The sequence below is a fragment of the Amycolatopsis viridis genome (assembly GCF_011758765.1).
GTDB lineage: Bacteria > Actinomycetota > Actinomycetes > Mycobacteriales > Pseudonocardiaceae > Amycolatopsis_E > Amycolatopsis_E viridis.
Map to the genome: position 1 here is coordinate 3,770,792 of NZ_JAANOU010000001.1, position 19,050 is coordinate 3,789,841.

Annotated in this window: 18 protein-coding genes; 6 read left to right on the forward strand and 12 right to left on the reverse strand. The window is 73.9% G+C overall.

Going from position 1 to position 19,050, the window contains the following annotated elements; genetic code table 11:
- Positions 1–120: 120 nt before the first annotated feature.
- The 8 genes from FHX46_RS18690 to FHX46_RS18725 all read right to left on the reverse strand — a co-directional run bounded on the left by FHX46_RS18690 (position 121) and on the right by FHX46_RS18725 (position 6,832).
- The gene (locus FHX46_RS18690) at positions 121–2,010 is read right to left on the reverse strand and encodes a peptidoglycan D,D-transpeptidase FtsI family protein (RefSeq protein WP_167116630.1); all 1,890 of its coding nucleotides are present in this window, start codon (positions 2,008–2,010) and stop codon (positions 121–123) included.
- Positions 2,010–2,738 (reverse strand): hypothetical protein, encoded by a 729-nt coding sequence (locus FHX46_RS18695; RefSeq protein WP_167116633.1) that lies wholly within the window; start codon positions 2,736–2,738, stop codon positions 2,010–2,012. The genes FHX46_RS18690 and FHX46_RS18695 overlap by 1 nt, the downstream gene beginning before the upstream one ends.
- The gene (rsmH, locus tag FHX46_RS18700) at positions 2,735–3,694 is read right to left on the reverse strand and encodes a 16S rRNA (cytosine(1402)-N(4))-methyltransferase RsmH (RefSeq protein WP_167116636.1); all 960 of its coding nucleotides are present in this window, start codon (positions 3,692–3,694) and stop codon (positions 2,735–2,737) included. The genes FHX46_RS18695 and rsmH overlap by 4 nt, the downstream gene beginning before the upstream one ends.
- A 196-nt stretch (positions 3,695–3,890) precedes the next feature.
- Positions 3,891–4,322 carry a division/cell wall cluster transcriptional repressor MraZ gene (gene mraZ, locus FHX46_RS18705; RefSeq protein ID WP_167097311.1) on the reverse strand — a complete coding sequence of 144 codons (432 nt, stop codon included), beginning with the start codon at positions 4,320–4,322 and terminating at the stop codon, positions 3,891–3,893.
- A gap of 338 nt (positions 4,323–4,660) precedes the next feature.
- The gene (locus FHX46_RS18710; RefSeq protein WP_167116639.1) at positions 4,661–5,374 is read right to left on the reverse strand and encodes an ESX secretion-associated protein EspG; all 714 of its coding nucleotides are present in this window, start codon (positions 5,372–5,374) and stop codon (positions 4,661–4,663) included.
- Complete coding sequence (locus tag FHX46_RS18715; RefSeq protein ID WP_167116642.1) at positions 5,371–5,928, reverse strand: PE-PGRS family protein; 558 nt, start codon at positions 5,926–5,928, stop codon at positions 5,371–5,373. The genes FHX46_RS18710 and FHX46_RS18715 overlap by 4 nt, the downstream gene beginning before the upstream one ends.
- A 9-nt stretch (positions 5,929–5,937) precedes the next feature.
- On the reverse strand, positions 5,938–6,492 hold the full coding sequence (locus FHX46_RS18720; RefSeq protein ID WP_313886180.1) for a DUF3558 family protein: 555 nt from the start codon (positions 6,490–6,492) through the stop codon (positions 5,938–5,940).
- Positions 6,482–6,832: a hypothetical protein gene (locus tag FHX46_RS18725; protein ID WP_167116645.1), complete on the reverse strand. Its 351-nt coding sequence runs from the start codon at positions 6,830–6,832 to the stop codon at positions 6,482–6,484. Before FHX46_RS18725 ends, FHX46_RS18720 begins: the two co-directional genes overlap by 11 nt.
- Before the next feature lie 246 nt (positions 6,833–7,078).
- On the opposite strand from FHX46_RS18725, the gene FHX46_RS18730 reads away from it, so the two are divergent.
- The 3 genes from FHX46_RS18730 (at position 7,079) to FHX46_RS18740 (ending at position 12,050) form a co-directional block, all read left to right on the forward strand.
- Positions 7,079–8,164 carry an AAA family ATPase gene (locus FHX46_RS18730; RefSeq protein ID WP_167116647.1) on the forward strand — a complete coding sequence of 362 codons (1,086 nt, stop codon included), beginning with the start codon at positions 7,079–7,081 and terminating at the stop codon, positions 8,162–8,164.
- 15 nt (positions 8,165–8,179) lie between these two features.
- Positions 8,180–9,454 (forward strand): DUF58 domain-containing protein, encoded by a 1,275-nt coding sequence (locus tag FHX46_RS18735; protein WP_167121550.1) that lies wholly within the window; start codon positions 8,180–8,182, stop codon positions 9,452–9,454.
- A 79-nt stretch (positions 9,455–9,533) separates the two neighbouring features.
- Entirely contained in the window at positions 9,534–12,050 is a 2,517-nt protein-coding gene (locus FHX46_RS18740; RefSeq protein ID WP_167116649.1) for a transglutaminase TgpA family protein, read from the forward strand.
- Here the strand turns inward: FHX46_RS18740 and FHX46_RS18745 are convergent.
- On the reverse strand, positions 12,016–13,164 hold the full coding sequence (locus tag FHX46_RS18745; protein WP_208400193.1) for an MFS transporter: 1,149 nt from the start codon (positions 13,162–13,164) through the stop codon (positions 12,016–12,018). The genes FHX46_RS18740 and FHX46_RS18745 overlap by 35 nt on opposite strands.
- A 30-nt stretch (positions 13,165–13,194) precedes the next feature.
- Between FHX46_RS18745 and FHX46_RS18750 the strand changes: the two genes are divergently transcribed.
- Positions 13,195–14,241, forward strand: a complete 1,047-nt coding sequence (locus FHX46_RS18750) for a LacI family DNA-binding transcriptional regulator (protein WP_243871304.1) — start codon at positions 13,195–13,197, stop codon at positions 14,239–14,241.
- A 77-nt stretch (positions 14,242–14,318) separates the two neighbouring features.
- Here FHX46_RS18750 and FHX46_RS18755 read toward each other — a convergent pair whose 3' ends face one another.
- The 3 genes from FHX46_RS18755 to FHX46_RS18765 all read right to left on the reverse strand — a co-directional run bounded on the left by FHX46_RS18755 (position 14,319) and on the right by FHX46_RS18765 (position 16,962).
- Complete coding sequence (locus FHX46_RS18755; protein WP_167116652.1) at positions 14,319–14,699, reverse strand: DUF3040 domain-containing protein; 381 nt, start codon at positions 14,697–14,699, stop codon at positions 14,319–14,321.
- A gap of 147 nt (positions 14,700–14,846) precedes the next feature.
- Complete coding sequence (gene dinB / locus FHX46_RS18760; protein WP_243871305.1) at positions 14,847–16,184, reverse strand: DNA polymerase IV; 1,338 nt, start codon at positions 16,182–16,184, stop codon at positions 14,847–14,849.
- 37 nt (positions 16,185–16,221) lie between these two features.
- The gene (locus FHX46_RS18765; protein WP_167116655.1) at positions 16,222–16,962 is read right to left on the reverse strand and encodes a class I SAM-dependent methyltransferase; all 741 of its coding nucleotides are present in this window, start codon (positions 16,960–16,962) and stop codon (positions 16,222–16,224) included.
- A 62-nt stretch (positions 16,963–17,024) separates the two neighbouring features.
- On the opposite strand from FHX46_RS18765, the gene FHX46_RS18770 reads away from it, so the two are divergent.
- Positions 17,025–17,891 carry a ParA family protein gene (locus FHX46_RS18770; protein ID WP_167116658.1) on the forward strand — a complete coding sequence of 289 codons (867 nt, stop codon included), beginning with the start codon at positions 17,025–17,027 and terminating at the stop codon, positions 17,889–17,891.
- Positions 17,878–18,717, forward strand: coding sequence for a DNA-formamidopyrimidine glycosylase family protein (locus FHX46_RS18775; RefSeq protein ID WP_167116661.1), 840 nt, complete (start codon positions 17,878–17,880; stop codon positions 18,715–18,717). The genes FHX46_RS18770 and FHX46_RS18775 overlap by 14 nt, the downstream gene beginning before the upstream one ends.
- The last annotated feature ends 333 nt before the right edge of the window (positions 18,718–19,050 follow it).

The following is a 19,050-nucleotide window of genomic DNA, read 5'->3' on the forward strand; positions in this document are numbered from 1 at the left end:
CGTTCACCGACACAGCACGGAAGGTTACCGAGGTGGGTTTCCCCGCCGTCGGCCCGGTACTCCTAGTGCGTGTGTCTCGATTGGACAGCGCTCGATCGGGCGCCCGATGGGACAGCGCCGCTACGGCAGCACCAGCGGCACGTACGGCGCGGTGCCCTGCGACAGCGGGATCTGGAACCGCTGCGTCAGGTAGGAGGCGATGTCGTGGAACAGCGGCGCGGCGGAGTGGCCCGCGGGCAGCGTGGTGTCCGGCGCGTCGAGCCGGATGCCGACGACGAGCCGCGGGTTGTCCGCGGGCAGGATCCCGGCGAAGGTGATGTTGTAGAGGGAGTCGCTGTAGGCCCCGGTGGCCGGGTTGACCTGCTGGCCGGTGCCGGTCTTGCCGGAGATCTGGTAGCCCTCCAGCGCCGCGGTGGGCGCCGTCCCGCTGTTGCCGTTGCGGCCGCTCTGCGTGACCGCCCGCATCATGTTCCGCACGGTCGTCGCGGTCTCCGGGCTCACCACCTGGGTGGTCTGCGGCGCCGCCTTGGGCACCACCGTGCCGTCCGGCCGGACCTCCTCCTTGACGATGCTGGGCTGCACGCGCAGGCCGTTGTTCGCGATCGCCTGGTACATCCCGGCCATCTGCACCACCGTCATCGACAGGCCCTGGCCGATCGGCAGGTTGCCGAACGTGGTGCCGGTCCAGGTGCCGCGTGGTGGCACGAACCCGCGGCTCTCGCCGGACAGGCCCAGGCCGGCGCTCTGCCCGACGCCGAAGCGTTTGAGGTAGTCCAGGTACTTGTCCGGGCCGAGCTGCTGGGCCAGCAGCAGCGTCCCGATGTTCGACGACTTCGCGAAGACGCCGGTGACCGAGAAGTTCTGGGTGCCGTGGGACCACGCGTCGTGCACGACGTGGTCGGCGACCTTGAGCTGGCCGGGCACCTGCAGCACCGAGTCGGGCGTCACGATGCCCTGGTCGATCGCCGCGGTGGCAGTCACGATCTTGTTCACCGAACCCGGTTCGAACGGCGTGGACACCGCCTGCAGGTCCATCAGCGACTGGGTGTAGGTCTTGTTGTCGTACGGGTTGAAGGTCGCGTCGTCGGCGATGGCGTAGATCTCGCCGGTCCTGGCGTCCATCACGACCGCGCTGGCGCCCTTGGCGTGCGACTTCCGCACGTAGTCGGCGAGCGCGTTCTGCAGGAAGTACTGCGTGTCCGAGTCGAGCGTGAGCACGACGTCGTTGCCCGGGGTGGCGGGCTGCACGTCCCGCTCGGTGCCCGGGATGATCACGTTGTCGTTGCCCTGCTTGGTGTCGGCGACGTAGCGGCCCGGACGGCCGGCCAGGTCGGCGTTGAGCGTGTACTCCAGCCCGGACAGCCCCTGCAGGCTGTGCTTGGACACGTCCGGGTCGTCCATCCGCCAGTTCGCCAGGCCCACCACGTTGGAGGCGAGCGTGTCGCCGGGGTACTCGCGGGCGGCGCGCACCTCGGCGCCGATCTCCGGGAAGGCGGAGGTGATCTCGCCGGCGATCGACGGCTCGACGCCGTCGACGAGGTAGGTGAACGACGCGCTCTTGTGGAAGTCGTCGAGCAGCTCCCGCTCGGTGATCCGGCCGGGCAGCTTGGCGGCGATGAACCGGGCCGCGTCGGCCGCGCGCCGCTCGAAGTTCTGGCCACCCGCCGGGTTCTTGGCGGCGACCTCGTCCCACGCCTTGTGCATCGCGCGCAGGTTCACCGACAGCGCGCGGGTCTCCACGGTGAAGGCGAGCTTGACGTTGTTGCGGTCCACAATGGACCCGCGCTTGGCCGGGATGGGGATGGCCGTGCTGCGCTGGCTCTCCGCCTTCGCCGACAGCGACGCGGCCTGGAAACCCTGGACCTGCACGAGCTTGAGCCCCGCCAGCACCAGCACCGCGACCAGCGCCACGCGCACGCCGACGTAGCGGCCTTTGCCGGTGGCGGCGTTGGGCCGGCCCGCCACCTGGCGCATGCGGGCGCCGTAGCTGCGGCGTCCCGGCTTCGCCATCACTGTCCTCCCGCGGTCTGCTGTCCCGGGGCCGGGCCGTCCGCGGGCGGGGCCGGCGGCTGCTCCTGCTGGCCCTCGTCCTGCGGCACGTCACCCTCGATCGGGCGGCCACCGGCCGGCGTCCCCGGCTGCAGGGCCGGCCCCGACGGTGCCGGTGCGACCGGCGCGCCCTCGGCCTTCTTCGGCTCGCCGACCACGGTCACCGACCCGTCCGGGTTCTGCAGCAGGTGCGCCGGGTCGACCGCCGGGACCATGCCCAGCGCCCTGGCGCGCTCGGCGAGCGAGGACGGCGATTCGGCCCCGCTGACGTCCTGCTGCAGCTGCTCGATCCGCTCGGTCAGGCCCGCGTTGGAGTGCCGCAGCTGCTCCAGCCGGTAGGAGTCGGCGATCGCCTGCGTCGACAGCAGCAGCGTGGTCACCACGCCGGCGGCGAGCAGCGTCATCACCATCAGCACGAACGTGGCGCGGGAGCGCGGCAACCGCAGCGCCAGCCGCACCTTCCGCCGCTCCGGCGCCGGGGCGGTGCGCTTGAGCCCCTCGGCGCGCTGCGCCCGGCGCGCGTAGGCGCGCTCCGCGGCCGTGGTGCGCTGCGGCTGCTGCTGCGGGCGGCCGCGGCGCTTGGCCGGGACCGCGGTGCCCAGCCCCTCGGGCACCGGCGCATCCGAACGGCGCGGACGCCGTCGCGGCTGGGCACCGGCCTGCCTGCGGGCCCGCGTAGGCGCTGTCATGCGTCCGCCTCCTTGATCCGTTCGGCCGCCCGGAGGCGCACCGAGGCCGCCCGGGGGTTGTGTTCGATCTCCGCCTCGCCCGCCTTCTCGGCGCCGCGGGTGATCAGCTTCAGTTCCGGCCCGTGGCCGGGGAGTTCGACGGGCAGCCCGGGCGGGGTGCGGGACTTCGCCAGCTCCGCGAACGCCTGCTTCACGATCCGGTCCTCCAGCGAGTGGTAGGACTCCACGACGATCCGCCCGCCCACGGCCAGCGCAGACAGCGCCGCCGGGATGGCCCGGCGCAGGACCTCCAGCTCGCCGTTGACCTCGATGCGCAGCGCCTGGAAGGTGCGCTTGGCCGGATGCCCGCCGGTGCGCCGGCTCGCCGCCGGCACCGCGTCGTAGAGCAGGCGCACCAGCCGTTCACTGCGGTCGAAGGGCTGCCGGGCCCGCTCCGCGACGATCGCCTTGACGATGCGCTGGGCGAACCGTTCCTCGCCGTACTCGCGCAGGATGCGGACCAGCTCGCCCGGTTCGTAGGTGTTGAGCACGTCGGCCGCGGTGGGCCCGGTGGTGGGGTCCATCCGCATGTCCAGCGGGGCGTCCCGGGCGTAGGCGAACCCGCGCTCCTCGGTGTCCAGCTGCATCGAGGACACGCCCAGGTCGAACAACACTCCGTCCACACGGGACAGTCCGAGCCGGGCGAGGAGCCCGGGCAGGGTGTCGTAGACCGCGTGCACGAGCTCCACCCGGTCGCCGAACTTCGCCAGCCGCGCCCGGGAGAGCTCCAGCGCGCGCGGGTCGCGGTCCAGGCCGATGAGTCTCAGCTGCGGGAACGCGGTGAGCAGCGCCTCGGAATGCCCGCCGAGACCGGTGGTGGCGTCGACCGCGACGGCGGGACGGCCCTCGAGCGCGGGGGCGAACAGTTCCACCACACGTTCGATCAGGACCGGCACGTGCGCCGCCTCGGCTGCCACTACTCCCACCCCCTCGTCCCGTCGTCCGGATGCCGTCAGGTCCCCGCCCGCCCGCTGCGGACCTGGTGCCGGGGAAGGTGCACCAGGGCCACTGAGCGGACAGAGGCCTCACGGCATCCGCCGCCGGATCCCGCCCCCCACTGCTGTGCTGCTCCCCGGGCCCGCGCCCCCCGACGGCGCGGGTACCGGGAACCCGTCAGAAGACGCCCGGCAAGACCTCTTCCTGGGCCTTCGCGTAGCTGTCCTCGTGTTCCTCCAGGTAGGACTCCCAGCGCTGGGCGTCCCAGATCTCCAGCCGGGTGATCGCGCCGATCACCACGCACTCCTTGTTGAGCCCGGCGTAACGCCGCAGCTCGGGCGCGATGGCGATGCGCCCCTGGCCGTCCGGACGCTGCTCGTCGGTACCGGCGAACAGGTACCGCTGATAGGCCCGCACGGCCTCGTTGGTGAAGGGCGCCTCCGCGACCTTGCGGGCCAGCTGCTCGAACTCGGCACGCGGGAAGACGAAGAGGCAGTGATCTTGCCCCTTGGTGACCATCAGCCCACCTGCCAGCGCGTCGCGGAACTTCGCGGGCAGCGTGAGCCGCCCCTTGTCGTCCAGCTTCGGGGTGTGCGTGCCGAGGAACACCGGCACTCACCTCCCCGCCGCTCCCGGTGGTCGCACCGGTCACGGCCCCGGGGCCTCCCTTCCGCCCCACTGCGCACCACCGTACCCCACTTTTCCCCACAGTCAACGCGGGGACGCAGCCCGACCGGGCGATCCTCGCGCTGTTTTCGCAGGTCAGGAAGTGGGGGTGACAGGGGGGAGAAGGTGGGGCGGCCGACGGCGCCTCCCCCGCGCCGGGTATCTCACACCGCCGCGCGGACCTCGTTTCCCGGCGTGCGGACCCACGGGTGGGCGGCGGTGGGGGCGCCGGTGGGAAATGGTGGGGAGCCCGGGTGGGGCACGGTGGCACGGTGGGTGGGTCAGGGCAGCAGGTCGGCCAGCCGCGCGGCGATCTTCGCCGAGCCGGCCGGGACCACGTTCACCCAGTCCGCTCCCCCGCGCCCCGGTTCGACCGTGCCCAGATAGGCACCCAGGTCGGTGCTGAACCAGCTGACCCCGCCGGTGCGGCGGACCCGGGCGCCGTCGCGCACCCGGACCGAGAACTGACCCGCCCCGAGCACGGGCCGGGACCGGATCGCGTGGATCTCGGCCATCTGCCGGGCCGCGCCCCGCGACCCCTCGCCCCCGGACAGGGCGTCCGCCGGCAGGCTGACCCCGTGGCCCGGCCCGGGCTCCAGTGCGGGCATCAGGTCGACGACCGCGGCGACGATCTCGGTGTCGCGGATCCCGGACAGCCCGATCGTGCGGCTCGGTTGCGCCGCCAGGACGCCGCGCCTGCCCCCGGCGGCGGCGACGGCCCGGAACGGCACCTCGGCACCGAGGTCGGGCAGCGCCTCGCACTCGACGTAGACGTCGGCCGAGGCGAGCGTCGCCAGGCGGGACTCCAGTGCCGGGTCCAGGCGCCCGCCGTCGAGCAGGTTGCGCTCGGCCAGGTTGGCGTGCACGGCGCGGCGCACCTCGGCGCGTTCGGCCTCGGTCGCGCCGACGCTGCGCACCGCCAGCGGCGGTGGCACGCGGCCGTGCCCGAGGTCGTGCCACAGGATGTCGAAGGCGGACGCCGAAACCCGGATCACCGCTGCCCCAGCTCCGGCGGGGGCTCGAAGAAGTGCCCTGGCACGGACTCGCGCAGCGCCGCATCCCGGGCGTTGAGCACGTCGATGGCCTTCTGGCGCGCCTCTTCCGCGGCGGCGCGGCGCTGCGCCATGGCGTCCGACAGCCCGGCGAGCGCGGCGAGGTCGCCGCTCGCGGCGGCCTGCCGGATCATCGCGCCCGGGTCGTACCCGACCGGCGGCGGCATCTCGTCGCGGGCGCGCGCGGCGATCTCGGCCTGGCGGACGACCGCGCCGGACAGCGTCAACGACAGCTCGGTGGCGTGCCCGGACCAGCTCTGCGCCTTCGCGATCGTCGTGCGCAGCGCCTCACCCGCGGGCCCCTCGAACGCCGCCCCGGCCTGGGTGGCGAGGGCAGCCAGCGCCTGCGCCGACTCGCGCAGGTTCCGGGCCAGCCCGGCCCACTGCTCGCCGATCCGGCCGGCCACGGCCGGGTCGTTGCCGTCGGTCACCTCGGCCACCATCGCCTCGTGGCTGGCGGATTCGTGGCGCCGGGTCGGCTCGGGCACCTGGTTCACATTGGCTCCCTACGGCAGTTTCGGCTCGACCAGCCGGGCGACGGTGTCGGCCCGGCGGCACGCGAGCGGGGTGTCGGTGAAGCCGGAGTTGGTGACGTCCACCTGGACGCTGCCCTCCCGGCCGATGCCGAGCAGGACCGCGCAGGTGCCGTCCCCGGCGCCGCGGTCGGACACCCGGAAGCCCTGGTGCCGCCCGACGGTGACCCGTTTGCCGGTGCCCTTGTCGATCTGCAGCGAGGCCAGCGGGACGTCCCCGGCGAGCGTGACCGTGACGCCGAAGGTGCCGGCCTCGGTCCAGTCGCAGGCCCGGGAGGTGCCGATCGTCTTCTCCTGGCCCAGCGAGGTCAGCCCGGCGGTGGACCGGTCGGTGGCGGACAGCAGCTCGCACGGCTTCAGCGCGTCCGGCCCGGCCGGTTCCGCCGGGGAGGGCGACGGTGGCCCGCCCAGCGCGCTCGGCGAGGCCGCCGCCGACTGGGCGGGCGAGGGCGGCCGGCCGCACGCGGTGAGCAGCAGCGCCGCCGCGGCGAGCAGGAGGACCCCGGCGCGCATCCGGTCAGCCGCCACTGCAGTCGACACCTCCGGCGGCGTCGTCGTCACTGTCGGAGTAGCGCTTGAGGGCGTGGCCGATGTTCGTCTTGAGCGTCTCCAGCTCCTGCCCGAACCGGATCAGCGCGTCCGCGGCCGAGCCGGGGCCGCCGAGGCCGTAGCGGGCCATGAACTCGCCGATCTCCGCCGCGTACCCGCCGCCCAGCGGCACGGTGCGGCCCAGCACCCGAGCCTCCCGCACCATCTGGCCGACGACGTCCTGCAACCGGCTGATCTGCTGGTAAGCCCCGGCCGCCAGCTCGGGCGAGACCGCGAACGCCCCCGCGTCCACGTGCAGAGCACCGTGCGTGTCGGTCATCGGTTGTGTTCGCACCTCTCGGTAGCCGCCCGGTTCCGCACCGCAGCATAGCGTCCGAATCGAATTCAGGGTTCTTCGACCGACTCGCCCGGCGTTTGACACACTGGGGAGAAGGCTGGGTGCCGGGCGGGGACCGTGGGCGGATCACCGCCCCGGCTGTGAGATCCTTCCGCGCCGCGGCGCGGTCCGGCGAGGACCGCACACCGTGTTCCAGTTTGACAAAGGGCTTCGGCACCAGGAGGTCGAGTGACGTCGAGGACGCAGCCTGCATCCCCCGGTCAGTACGCCGGGGAGCAGGCGCCGGGGCAAGCGCCGTACCACCCCGGCGCGACTCCCGGACCAGGTGTGCCGATCAGCCACAACGGCCACGGCGAACTGCACGAGACCATGCGCCGCATCGCGGGCAACGTCGAGCGGGTGCTGGTGGGCAAGCCCGAGGTGGTGCGCGTCGCGCTGGTGACGCTGCTGGCCGAGGGCCACCTGCTGGTCGAGGACGTGCCCGGGGTGGGCAAGACCTCGCTGGCCAAGGCGCTGGCGAGGTCCATCGACTGCACGGTCAGCCGCATCCAGTTCACGCCCGACCTGCTGCCCAGCGACGTCACCGGCGTGTCCATCTACAACCGGCAGACCGGTGACTTCGAGTTCCGGCCCGGACCGGTGTTCGCCAACATCGTGGTCGGCGACGAGATCAACCGCGCGTCGCCGAAGACGCAGTCGGCGCTGCTGGAGTGCATGGAGGAGAAACAGGTCACGGTCGACACCACGACCTACCGCCTGGAGGACCCCTTCATGGTCATCGCCACCCAGAACCCGATCGAGATGGAGGGCACCTACGCCCTGCCCGAGGCGCAGCGCGACCGGTTCACCGCGCGCGTCTCGATCGGCTACCCCGACCAGCAGGCCGAGCTGGCGATGGTGGACGAGCACTCCGGCCACGACCCGCTCGCGGACCTGCAGCCGGTGTCCGACGCGGCCACCCTGGAACGGCTGATCCAGACGGTGCGCGCCGTGCACATGGCGCCGGAGGTGCGCAAGTACGCGGTCGACCTGGTCGCCGCGACCCGGCAGGTGCCGGAGATCCGGCTGGGCGCTTCGCCGCGGGCCACGCTGCAGCTGGTCCGCGCGGCGCGTGCCCAGGCCGCGCTGTCCGGCCGGGACTTCGTCGTCCCGGACGACCTGCACGCCGTCGCCGTTCCGGTGCTCGCGCACCGGCTGGTGCTGACGACCGAGGCGCACGCCGCCCGCCGGTCGGCCACCGACGTGGTCCGCGCGGTGCTGCACCGGGTGCCGGTACCGCAGGGCGGTCATCCGCAGACCTCCGGCCACCGGTAGCCGGTGACGTTCCGGATGTTCCGGTCGCTGTCGGGGCTGACCACGCGGGGGCGCTGCCTGCTCGCCGCCGGGGTGGCGGCCGCGGTCTGCGCGGTGGTGCTCAACGAACGCGACCTGTTGCGGGTCGCCGTGTTCGTGATCGCGCTGCCGCTGCTGGTCGCCCTGTTCATCGCGGCGTCCCGGGTGCGCATCGGCGCGTCCCGCACGCTGCTGCCCGAGCGCGTCCCGGCCGGTTCGGCGGGCGAGGTGGAACTGGCGTTGTGGCGCGACGGCAAGCTGCCGGCCGGTGAGGTCCTGCTCGAGGACGGCGTGCCGTACGCGCTGGGATCGCGGCCGCGGTTCGTGGTGGAACGCCTGCCGCACGGCCGGGTCATCGCGTTGCGGTACCCGGTCCAGCCGATGATGCGCGGCATCCAGCAGGTCGGCCCGCTGCGCGCGACGCTGACCGATCCGTTCGGGCTGTGCGAGTTCGACCGCGAGCTGATCGCGCACTCGCGGCTGGTGGTGGTGCCGAAGGTGGTCGGCCTGTCGGGGCTGCCCAGCGGTGCCGGGATCGGCGCGGGCGACGACGGCAGCGTGCGGTTGCGGGCCGGCCAGGGCGAGACCGACGTGGTGGTGCGGCAGTACCGCCAGGGCGACGACCTGCGCAAGGTGCACTGGCGGTCGACCGCCCGGCGCGACGAGATCATGGTGCGCGTCGAGGAGCGGCCGTGGCGTGGCGGCACCACGGTGCTGCTGGACCACCGGGCGGCCGCGCACCACGGCACGGGCCCGGCCGCGAGCCTGGAGTGGGCGATTTCGTTCGCCGCGAGCGTGTGCGTGCACGTCCGCCGCGCCGGGCACCGGGTCCGCCTGGTCACCGAGCACGGCAAGGCGCTGGCCGACGTGCCCGGCGACGGTGGCGAAGGGTACGACAACGTGCTGCTCGACGCGCTCGCCGCGCTGCAGCCCGCGCACCAGCGCGATCTGACGACAGGCCACGACCCGGCCGAGGGACAGGAGCTGATCGCGATCCTCGGAACGGTGTCGAACCAGGCGGTGACGGAACTGGCCCGGTTCCGGCCGCGCGGCATCCGGAGTCTGGCGGTGCTGCTGGACACGCCGGCCTGGTCGGGCGGCGTGAGCGCCCCGGAGCAGCGCGCGGCCGCGACGGAGGAGTCGGCGGCGCTGCTGCGCGCCGCGGGCTGGGGCGTGGTGGTGGCCGGCCCCGCCGCACCGATGCCGCAGGTGTGGGCGGAACTGTGCCGCACCGCCGCCGGACGGGGCAGCCTGATCGGAGGCCCGCTGTGACCCCTGCGCGAGTTCTCCGTGCGGACGCCTGCGGCCGGCCACGCGCCGCGACCACGCACCGCACCTCCGGGGGAACGTCGTGACCACCACGGCCGGCCCTGGTTCGCGGCCGGACTCCCCACCGCCCGGCCCGCCGGAACTGCACCAGCCCAGCCGGCGCGTCGTGGAGCCGTCGCAGTGGCGGGGTTCGATCCTGCCCCCGGTGGCGGCCGGACTGGCCACGCTCTGCGCGTCGACCTCGCTGACCGGCGTGGTCGGCGGGGTGGGCTGGCTCGGGTACGTGACCGTCGCCGTCGTGCTCGTCGCCGCCACCGGCCTGGCGCTGCGGGCGGTGCGCACCCCGACCGTCGTCGTCGGGCTGGCTCAGCTCGTCGCGCTGCTGTTGCTGATCACCGGGGTGTTCACCAGCAACGGCATCGTCGGCGTCATCCCCGGCCCGACCGCGCTGGACGAGCTCAACGGCGTCCTCACCGCGGCGTTCGACCAGATCCGCAGCGGCCTGCCGCCGGTCGACGCGACACCGCCGATCCTGTGCCTGGTGACCATCGCGATCGGGCTGGTCGCGGTGCTGGTGGACACCCTCACCGTCACCGCCTCCGCCCCCGCGGCCACCGGCCTGGTGCTGCTGTGCGTCTACGCGGTACCGGCCTCGCTGGCCGACGGCATGCTGCCCTGGTGGACCTTCGTGCTCGGCGCGTCGGCCTTCGCCGGCCTGCTCGCCGTGGACGGCAACCACCGCCACCGCCGCTGGCGCAACCGGGACTCCCCCGGCCTCGGCAACGCACCGGCCGCCGCGTCCGCGCCGGTGGCCGTGGTCGCGGTGGCGCTGGTGCTCGGCCTGGTCGCCGGCAGCGCGGTCACCGCGGTCGGCACCGTCGGCCGGCTGCCGGGCAGCGGCCAAAGCGGCGCGGGCGCCGGATCCGGCGGGCTGGGCGTCAACCCGTTCACCTCGCTGCGCGGCATGCTCGACCAGGGCACCACCGTCGACCTGTTCCGCGTCCGCGGCCTGGGCAACGACAAGCGCCTGCTGCGCGCGTTCACGCTCGACACCTACCGGCCCAACCGCGGCTGGAGCCTCCCGGACGGCCCCATGCCGGCCGGTTTCCCGGCGAACCAGCCGTTGCCGGCCGCACCGGGTGACGACGGCGCCGGCGAGGCGCGCCAGATCCAGATCGAGCCGCTGAACTGGGTGGACGTGTGGATGCCGGTGTACGGGCAGCTGCGCGGTCTGCAGGGCGTACCGCCGGGCTGGTACTACGACCCGGGCAGCGGCGCGGTGTTCAGCGAGCGCAAGCAGCGGATCGCGCCGTACCTGGAGGCCGCGTCGCTGGCCGAGCCGTCGAAGGACCGGCTGGAGTCGGCCACCGCCGGCGGCGGGGACATCCCGGCGACCTACAGCCAGATCACCGGCGTCGACCCGCGTGTGGTGACCCTGACGCAGAACCTCGCCGCGGGAGCGCGGACCGATTTCGACAAGGCGAGCGCGATCTGGCGGTACTTCAGCGCCGAGAACGGGTTCACCTACGACACCGCCACGGCCGCCGCGACCGACAGCGACGCCCTGGCCGACTTCCTGCTCAACGGGAAGCGCGGGTTCTGCGAGCAGTTCGCCTCCGCGATGGCCGTGATGCTGCGGGTGCTGCACCTGCCGGCACGGGTGGCGGTCGGGTTCACGTCGGGCTACGCCGACGGTGACGCCCGGCTGATCACCTCGCAGGACGCGCACGCGTGGGTCGAGGTGTACTTCCGCGACCTGGGCTGGGTCAGCTTCGACCCCACACCGCGCTCGGACGGTCGCGGCTACGTGCCGCCGTACCTGCAGTCCGGTGCCACCTCCAGCAGCTCCACCGGCTCGGAGGACGAGGACGTGCCGAGCGTGTCCACCACCCGGGTCGCCCCGAGCGGTGCGCCGGAGACGCAGGGCAGCGTGGCGCACCCCGGTGCGACCCAGGCCACGCCGGCCGGCAGCGCGCCGGGCTGGACCGGGTGGACCGCGCTGGTGCTGGTGCTGATCGCGCTGGCCCTGACCGCCGGCGCGTTCGTGGCCCTCCGCACGCTGCGCGGCCGGCCGGCCGCGTGGCTGCCGCTGGCCGCGGCGGGCGCGTGGCTGGTCGCCGTGGTGCTGACCGCCTGGCTGGTGCACTGGGTGCTGGCACTGGTCCTGCTGCTGCTCGCGGTGGCCGGGCTGGCCCCGGTGGTGCTGCGGGAGATCCACCGGCACCGCCGCCTCACCGCGATCGGCGAAGGCCGGCCGGGTGCGGCCGACGCGGCCTGGGCGGAGCTGATGGACGAGTGCACCGACCGCGGGATGCCGATCCCGCCGAGCGACACGGTCCGCACGGCTGCCCAGAAGCTCGCGACCCAGCACCACCTCGACGACGAGGGCAAGGCCCACCTGCGCACGGTGATCGGCGCGGTGGAGCGCTCGTGGTACTCCCCGGCCGAGGCGATGGACGAGAACTTCGCGTCGGCGTTCCAGGGGCTGCGGCGCAGCCTGGAGCGCAACGCGCCGATGTCCTGGCGGGGCCGCCTGTTCCCGCGTTCGGTGTTCCGCAAGCGCATCACCGCCGGTCGCGGAACGCCCGCGATCGGTTGACGACGGCGGTGGCGAGCAGACCGCACACCGCCGCCACGGCCACGGCGACCGGCAGTGCACCGTGTCCGAGCGCGGCGCCACCGACGCCGGCACCGGCCGCGATGCCGATCTGGAACGCGACGATGTAGACCGCGGACGCCAGATCCGGGTGGGTGGCGACGCGCAGGACCGCGGCCTGCAGTACCACCCCGATCCCGGCGGCCGGCAACGCCCAGAGCACGACGGCGGCCCCTGCGACGACGCCGGAACCGGTGACCAGCAGCACGATCATGCAGGCCGCGAGCCCGGCGGTGACGAGCAGCGCGGTCGCCCGCGGGTGGCCGTCCACCCCGCGCCCGATCAGCACCAGGCCGAGCAGGCCCGCCACGCCGTGCGCGAACAGCAGGGCCGACGTCGCCGGCCCGGTGAGGTGGGCGAAGTCCGCGATGATCGCAGTGATGTAGGTGAACGCGGCGAAGTGCCCGGTCACCACGATCAGCGTGGCCAGGTTGACCGGCCACAGGGACCGGTTCAGCGCTCCGCGCGTGCCCGCCACCGGCCCCGCCGGCATCGGATCGACCGTCAGTCGGATCACCACCGCGGACAGTGCCGCGGCGGCGGCCACCGTGAGGACCGTCGGGCGCCAGCCGATCGTGGCACCGAGCCACGAGCTCAGCGGTAGCCCGAGGAGGAACGCCAGCGAGTTCCCGGCGAACACGACGGCGGTGGCGCGGCCGCCGCGCTCCGGCCCGAGCAGCCGGGCGGCCATCGCCGCCACCACCGACCAGAACACCCCGTGCCCGGCCGCGGCGACGAGCCGGGCGAGCACCGCGACGGCGTATCCGGGCGCGACCGCGAGCAGGAGGTTGGACACCGCGACCGCCGCCACCGTGACCAGCGCGGCCGTCCGGCGGTCCCAGCGCACGGTGAGCGCGACCAGCGGCACGACCGAGACCGCGACGACGAGGGCGTATCCGGTCATCAGCAGGCCGACGGCCGGCTCGGACACGGCGAACCCTTCCGCGAGCTGCGGCAGCAGCGCGACCGGCAGGTTTTCCGAGGTCACGGACACGAAGCAGGCGGCGCTGAGGGCGGCCAGCGCCACTCCGGTCCGGGACGGGCTTCCGACTCGCATTGTGTAACGATACACAACTAGGCTGGGGGCATGTCCAGTCCCGATTCGCCGCGCGTCACGATGGCGGAGGTGGCGCGACGCAGCGGTGTCTCGCCGATGACGGTGTCGTACTGCTACAACCAGCCGGACCGGGTGGCTCCGGACACCCTGCGCCGGGTGCGGGCGGTCGCCGCCGAGCTGGGCTACGGCGGGCCGGACCCGACCGCGCGGTCGCTGCGCCGCCGCCGCACCGGCACGATCGGCGTCGTCTTCGGCGAGCACCTCGCGTACGCCTTCGAAGACCCCCAGGCCCGCGGCTTCCTGACCGGCGTCGCCGACGTGTGCCGCGAGCGCGGCACCGGCCTCAACCTCATCCCGACCACGGGCGCGGACACCGACGCCGAGCGCGTCCGGTCCGCCTCGGTGGACGGGTACATCGTCTGGACCACCGCGGACGCCGACCCGGTGCTCAAGGTGCTGGCCGGGCTCGGCAAGCCGGTCGCCGTCCACGGCGGACCGGCGATCCCCGGCGCGCGGGTGATCACGATCGGCAACCGCGCCTCCGCCCGCGAGCTCGCCGCACACACCTTCCGCGGCGCCCGCCGCCCGGCCGTGCTGAGCTTCCCGTTCGGCCGGGACCGCCGGCCGCGGCTGGAAACCGGGCCGGACCCGGAGGAGGTGGAGTTCCCGGTGACCCGGGACCGGCTCCGCGGCATCCACGACCACTGCCGCGACGCGGCCATCGACCCCGGCGCGCTGACGGTGGCGATCGCGTCCCGCAACGACCGGGCCGAGGCAGCCGCGATGGCCGACGCGCTGCTGGACACCGGCGCCGACGCCGTGATCGCCATGAGCGACCAGCTCGCGTTCGCGGTGCTCGACGCCGCCGGCCGCCGCGGGCTGCACGTGCCGGCCGACGTGGCCGTCGCCGGCTGGGACGACGATCCGGACTCGGCGCGGGCCGGGCTGACCACCGTCGCGCAGTCACTTCGCGACCAGGGCCGGTCCTGCGCGCTGATCGCCCTCGGCGAGCGCGTTCCGGACCGCCCGGCCGCCTGGACCCTGACGGTTCGCGCGACCACACGCCCGCCCCGGTGAAACTGGCCCCACCGAAAACGGCCCCAGTGAAAGTGCCTGCGCCCCGGCACGGGCGCAGGCACTTCCCGGAAAAGGACCTACTGCTCTTCGAAGCGCTGGCGGAACCGCTCTTCCATCCGATGGGTGAAGGAGCTCTTCGCCTTGGCGCCCTTCGCGCCGCCCTTGCCGTCGCCCCCGCCACGGCCCGACATAACCGCGAGCACGACGCCGGCGAACATCACGACGAAACCGAACACGCTCATCAACGGCACATCGGCGACCCACAAGGCCCGTACCATCACACCCAGTACGAGCAGAGCGACACCGACGACGAACAGCGCGATCCCCTGGATTCGGCGGCGGCGGGCGGGCCGGCGGAACCGGGCACCACGCACCGTAGACGCGAACTTGGGGTCCTCGGCATAGAGCTCGCGCTCGATCTGGTCGAGCAGCCGCTGCTCATGCTCGGAGAGTGGCATTTTTCCTCCTCCGGCACAGCTGTCGCGGGCGCCGGGCCGCGCAACGTCCTGGACCCAACAGACACCCCTAGTGGTGTCACCCTCCAGGATACGAGTCCTTCGCGATCAGGACTACCCGATCCCACGTCATCCTGTGCCCCGTTCGGCTCAAAATCTCCCCGTTGTCCTGGGCGCTGGCGGTTTCAGCTGTGCTGTCGCCGTCTCCTGGCCCAACGTTTCACCCGGCTCAGGGTTCCCCCGGGACGGATCGGGGTTTCCCCCGAGCAGCGACGCCGGGCGCACCGCCGCGGCGCCGAACTTCGACCGCGCCACGTCGGCCGCCACCTCCGCGTCCCGCCACCGCGGCGCGGGCTGGTCGAACGTCAGCTGCTCCGGTTCGGCCTCGCCGGTGAGCCCCTCCACCCGGACACCGAGGAGGCGGACGTCGGCGCCGGCGGCTGCCTCGGTCAGCAGCACGACGGCGGTGGCGTGGATGACGCGGGCGACGTCGGTGGCCGAGGGCAGGGTGCGCGACCGGGTGATCGTGCGGAAGTCGGCGAACCGCACCTTGATCGACACGGTGCGGCCGCGCAGCCCGCGGCGCCGCAAGCTCGCCGCGACGCGCTCGGCCAGGCGCAGCAGCTCCCGTTCGAGCACCCGCGGCTCGCGCTGGTCGGTGTCGAAGGTGTGCTCGGCGCCCAGCGACTTCTCCGGCGAGCCGACCACGACCCCGCGCTCGTCGCGCCCGTGCGCCAGCGCGTGCAGGTGCTCGGCGCTCGCGTTGCCGACCGCCTTGCGCAGCCGGGGCAGCGGTGCCACCGCGATGTCGGCGACGGTGGCCAGCCCGAGCCGCCGCAGGCTCTCCTCCGTCTTGCGCCCGACTCCCCACAGCGCCGAGATCGGCAACGGGTGCAGGAACTCCAGGGTCTGCCCGGCCGGCACGACCAGCACACCGTCCGGCTTGGCCATGCCGGAGGCGAGTTTCGCCACGAACTTCACCGAGGCCACGCCGACTGAGCAGGTGATGCCGTGTTCGGCCCGGACCCGCCTGCGGATCAGCGCGGCGATGCCCGCCGGGGTCTCGCCGAGCCGCCGCAACGCGCCGCTGACGTCGAGGAACGCCTCGTCCAGGCTCAGCGGCTCCACGAGCGGTGTGAGCTCGCGGAAGATCGCCATGACGCCCTTCGACACCTCGCCGTAGAGCCCCGGCGTGGGTGGCAGGAACACCCCGTGCGGGCACAGCCGGCGTGCCACCGCGACCGGCATCGCCGCCCGCACGCCGTACTCGCGCGCCGGGTAGTTCGCCGACGTCACCACCGACCGCGGGCCGGCGCCCGCCACGATCACCGGCCGGTCGACCAGCTCCGGCCGGGTGCGCAGCTCCACGGCCGCGAAGAACGCGTCCATGTCGACGTGCAGCAGCCCGCAGCCGGTGTCGTCCGGTGTGTGCCCCGCGCTCACCCGGAACCGCTCGTACCCGGCCGGCAGCGCCGCATTCCTACCCATCGCGGACGAGCCTACGCAGGGGGTCCGACAATTCCGGTCATCGGCGAGCCAGCAGGTGCAGGCGGCTGGCCAGGTCCCGCAGCGGCGGCATCGCGCCCGCGGCGGCCTCGAAATCGGCGAGGTCGTCGGCCGAGTACTGCTCCGACTCGACCTCGCCGAGCACGTCCGACACCACGCCGTCGCCCTGCACGAGCTCCACCCGCAGCCCGGCACCGGCCAGCAGGCCGCGCAGGCCGTCGGCGTCGAAGCGCCGCAGCAGCGTCTCGCCGTCGTCGGCGAGCACCCCCTCGGAGCTGGTCAGCAGGGTGTGCGCCTCGCGCACGCGGCCACCGAGCGCGCGGTGCAACGCCGCGGCGTGCCGGTTGGCGGCCAGCACGGAGACCGCACCGCCGGGTGCGACGACGCCCGCCATCGCGGCGACGACGGCCGCCGGGTCGTCGACCACCTCCAGCAGCCCGTGCGCCAGCACCAGGTCCGCCGACCGCGCGGGGATGCGGGCAGCGAGCGCGTCGGTGTCGTCGGCCACCACGGTGATCGCGGCGCCGACTCCGGCCTCCTCGGCGCGCCGCCGCAGGGTCGCCAGCGCGTTGGGGCTGGGCTCGACCACCGTCACCCGGCAGCCCTCGGCGGCCAGCGGGACCGCCCACACGCCGCTGCCGCCACCGACGTCGACGACCGCCGGCTCACGGGTCCCTCGTTCCCGCGCCCGGTCGAGCTCGGCCCGCAGTGCCCGCCAGACCGTGCCGGAGCTGCGCGCTGTCCCGGTGTCCGTTCGCATGGCGGACAGCGTAGTGAGGCCGGTCCGGAGGCCCGCCGTGGCACTCCGGCTACGCTCGAACCGTGCACACGGTCGCCGTACTCAGCCTCAAGGGTGGTGTCGGCAAAACCACCGTCGCGCTCGGCATTGCTTCGGCTGCGCTGCGTAGGGGAACGCGGACGCTGGTGGCCGATCTGGACCCGCAGGGCAACGCCACCGCCACCCTCGACCCGCCCTACACCGAGGCCACGCTGGCCGATGTGCTCGCCGCCCCGGTCCGCGAGGTGCTGCGCCGGGCCGTCGCGCCGAGCGCGTGGAGCCCCGAGGTGGACGTGCTGGTCGGAGCCGAGGAGCTGGAGCTGCTCAACGAGCCGGGGCCCGACGACGACAAGGTCGGCCACCTCTCCCGTGCCCTGGACGAGCTGCACGACCGCCCGCTGCGCGGCCGCCCGTACGAGCTGACGATCCTGGACTGCCCGCCCTCCCTCGGGCGGTTGACCAAGTCGGCGCTGGTCGCCGCCGACAGCGCGATCCTGGTGACCGAGCCGACGATGTACGCGGTGAGCGGCGCGCAGCGGGCGCTGGAGGCGATCGAGCGGATCCGCGACGAGCACAACCCGGAGCTGAAGGCGGCCGGGGTGCTGGTGAACCGGCTGCGGCCGCGCTCGCACGAGCACCAGTTCCGGATCGCCGAGCTGCGCGAGTCCTTCGGCACGTTGGTGATGCCCACCGCGATCCCGGACCGGCTGGCGGTGCAGCAGGCGCAGGGCGCGTGCAGCCCGATCCACGAGTGGCACTCCCCCGGTGCGCAGGAGGTCGCGCTGACCTTCAACATGGTGCTGGCCAAGATCCTCCGCTCGACCCGCGCCGGCCGGCACCGCATCGACCACGATCCGGGCGACCACCCGGCGGGCCGGACGGCGCGGACCGCGGACGATGCCCGAAGGTGACACCGTCTTCCTGGCGGGCCAGAAGGTCGGCAGGGCGCTGACCGGCCGGGTGCTGACGCGCACCGACTTCCGGCACCCGGCGCTCGCCACGGCCGACCTGACCGGTTCGACGCTGCTCGGCGTGCGCACGGTCGGCAAGCACCTGTTCTTCCGCTTCTCCGGCGGGCTGAGCCTGCACAGCCACCTGAAGATGGACGGCGCGTGGGAGATCTCCCGGCCCGGCGCGCGCTGGCGGCACCCGGCCCACCACGCGCGGGTCGTGCTCGAGGCCGGCGGCGTGCAGGTGGTCGGGTTCCGGGTGCACGACCTGGAGCTGCTGCCCACCGCCGAGGAGTCCCGGCTGGTCGGGCACCTCGGGCCGGACCTGCTCGATCCACAGTGGAGCACCGAGCACGAGGCCCGCGCGATCGCAGCACTGGCCGCCGAACCGGCCCGCGAACTCGGCCTGGCGTTGCTCGACCAGCGGGTGATGGCCGGGGTGGGCAACCTCTACAAGTGCGAGATCTGTTTCCTGCTCGGCGTGACCCCGTGGACGCCGGTGTCCGAAGTGGACCCCGCTGCGGCGGTGCGGCTGGCGCGCAAGCTGCTGCTGGCCAACGCCTGGCGGCACGAACAGAGCACCACCGGCGACCTCACCCGCGGGCGCCGCAACTGGGTGTACGAGCGGACCAGGCAGGGTTGCTTCCGGTGCGGGACCCGGGTCCAGGTGGCCGGCCAGGGCCGGGATCCCGGCGACGTGCAGGCGCGGCCGACCTGGTTCTGCCCGCGGTGCCAGCGCGGGCCGTCGCCGCAGCTGCACGGTCGCGCGGTGCCGGACGCGCGGTAGCCGCGCATTAGCCACCCGATCGGGTACACCTGAGCGAGTCGGCGCATTCCCGTTGCCGTCCGCGAACCGGGTGAGAACGCCCACGCCGGCCGCCGCGGAAATGCGGTTGCCGCAGGGCACCGGCGCGCCTAGCGTTGCTGGTACACGGGAAAGGAGGTGGTCCAAAGTTGTGTAGCAACGGGACTCGTGAGGTGGCTGTCCGCTAGCGGATGCCACACCCTGGACTGCTGGTGAATACCAGACAGCCACCGCCCCCCGGCGTTTCCGAGCACTGGTCCGGCTCGGGCCCGAACGGCTGACGACGGTCGGGAGTCGCGCCGGGGGTTCCCCCCA

Bases quoted from the DNA above. Each gene is read 5' to 3' on its own strand.
- FHX46_RS18690 (WP_167116630.1), bottom strand. From the start codon at position 2,010: ATGGCGAAGCCGGGACGCCGCAGCTACGGCGCCCGCATGCGCCAGGTG.
- FHX46_RS18695 (WP_167116633.1), bottom strand. From the start codon at position 2,738: ATGACAGCGCCTACGCGGGCCCGCAGGCAGGCCGGTGCCCAGCCGCGA.
- FHX46_RS18725 (WP_167116645.1), bottom strand. From the start codon at position 6,832: ATGACCGACACGCACGGTGCTCTGCACGTGGACGCGGGGGCGTTCGCG.
- FHX46_RS18735 (WP_167121550.1), top strand. From the start codon at position 8,180: ATGTTCCGGTCGCTGTCGGGGCTGACCACGCGGGGGCGCTGCCTGCTC.
- FHX46_RS18745 (WP_208400193.1), bottom strand. From the start codon at position 13,164: ATGCGAGTCGGAAGCCCGTCCCGGACCGGAGTGGCGCTGGCCGCCCTC.
- FHX46_RS18750 (WP_243871304.1), top strand. From the start codon at position 13,195: ATGTCCAGTCCCGATTCGCCGCGCGTCACGATGGCGGAGGTGGCGCGA.
- FHX46_RS18755 (WP_167116652.1), bottom strand. From the start codon at position 14,699: ATGCCACTCTCCGAGCATGAGCAGCGGCTGCTCGACCAGATCGAGCGC.
- dinB (WP_243871305.1), bottom strand. From the start codon at position 16,184: ATGGGTAGGAATGCGGCGCTGCCGGCCGGGTACGAGCGGTTCCGGGTG.
- FHX46_RS18765 (WP_167116655.1), bottom strand. From the start codon at position 16,962: ATGCGAACGGACACCGGGACAGCGCGCAGCTCCGGCACGGTCTGGCGG.
- FHX46_RS18775 (WP_167116661.1), top strand. From the start codon at position 17,878: ATGCCCGAAGGTGACACCGTCTTCCTGGCGGGCCAGAAGGTCGGCAGG.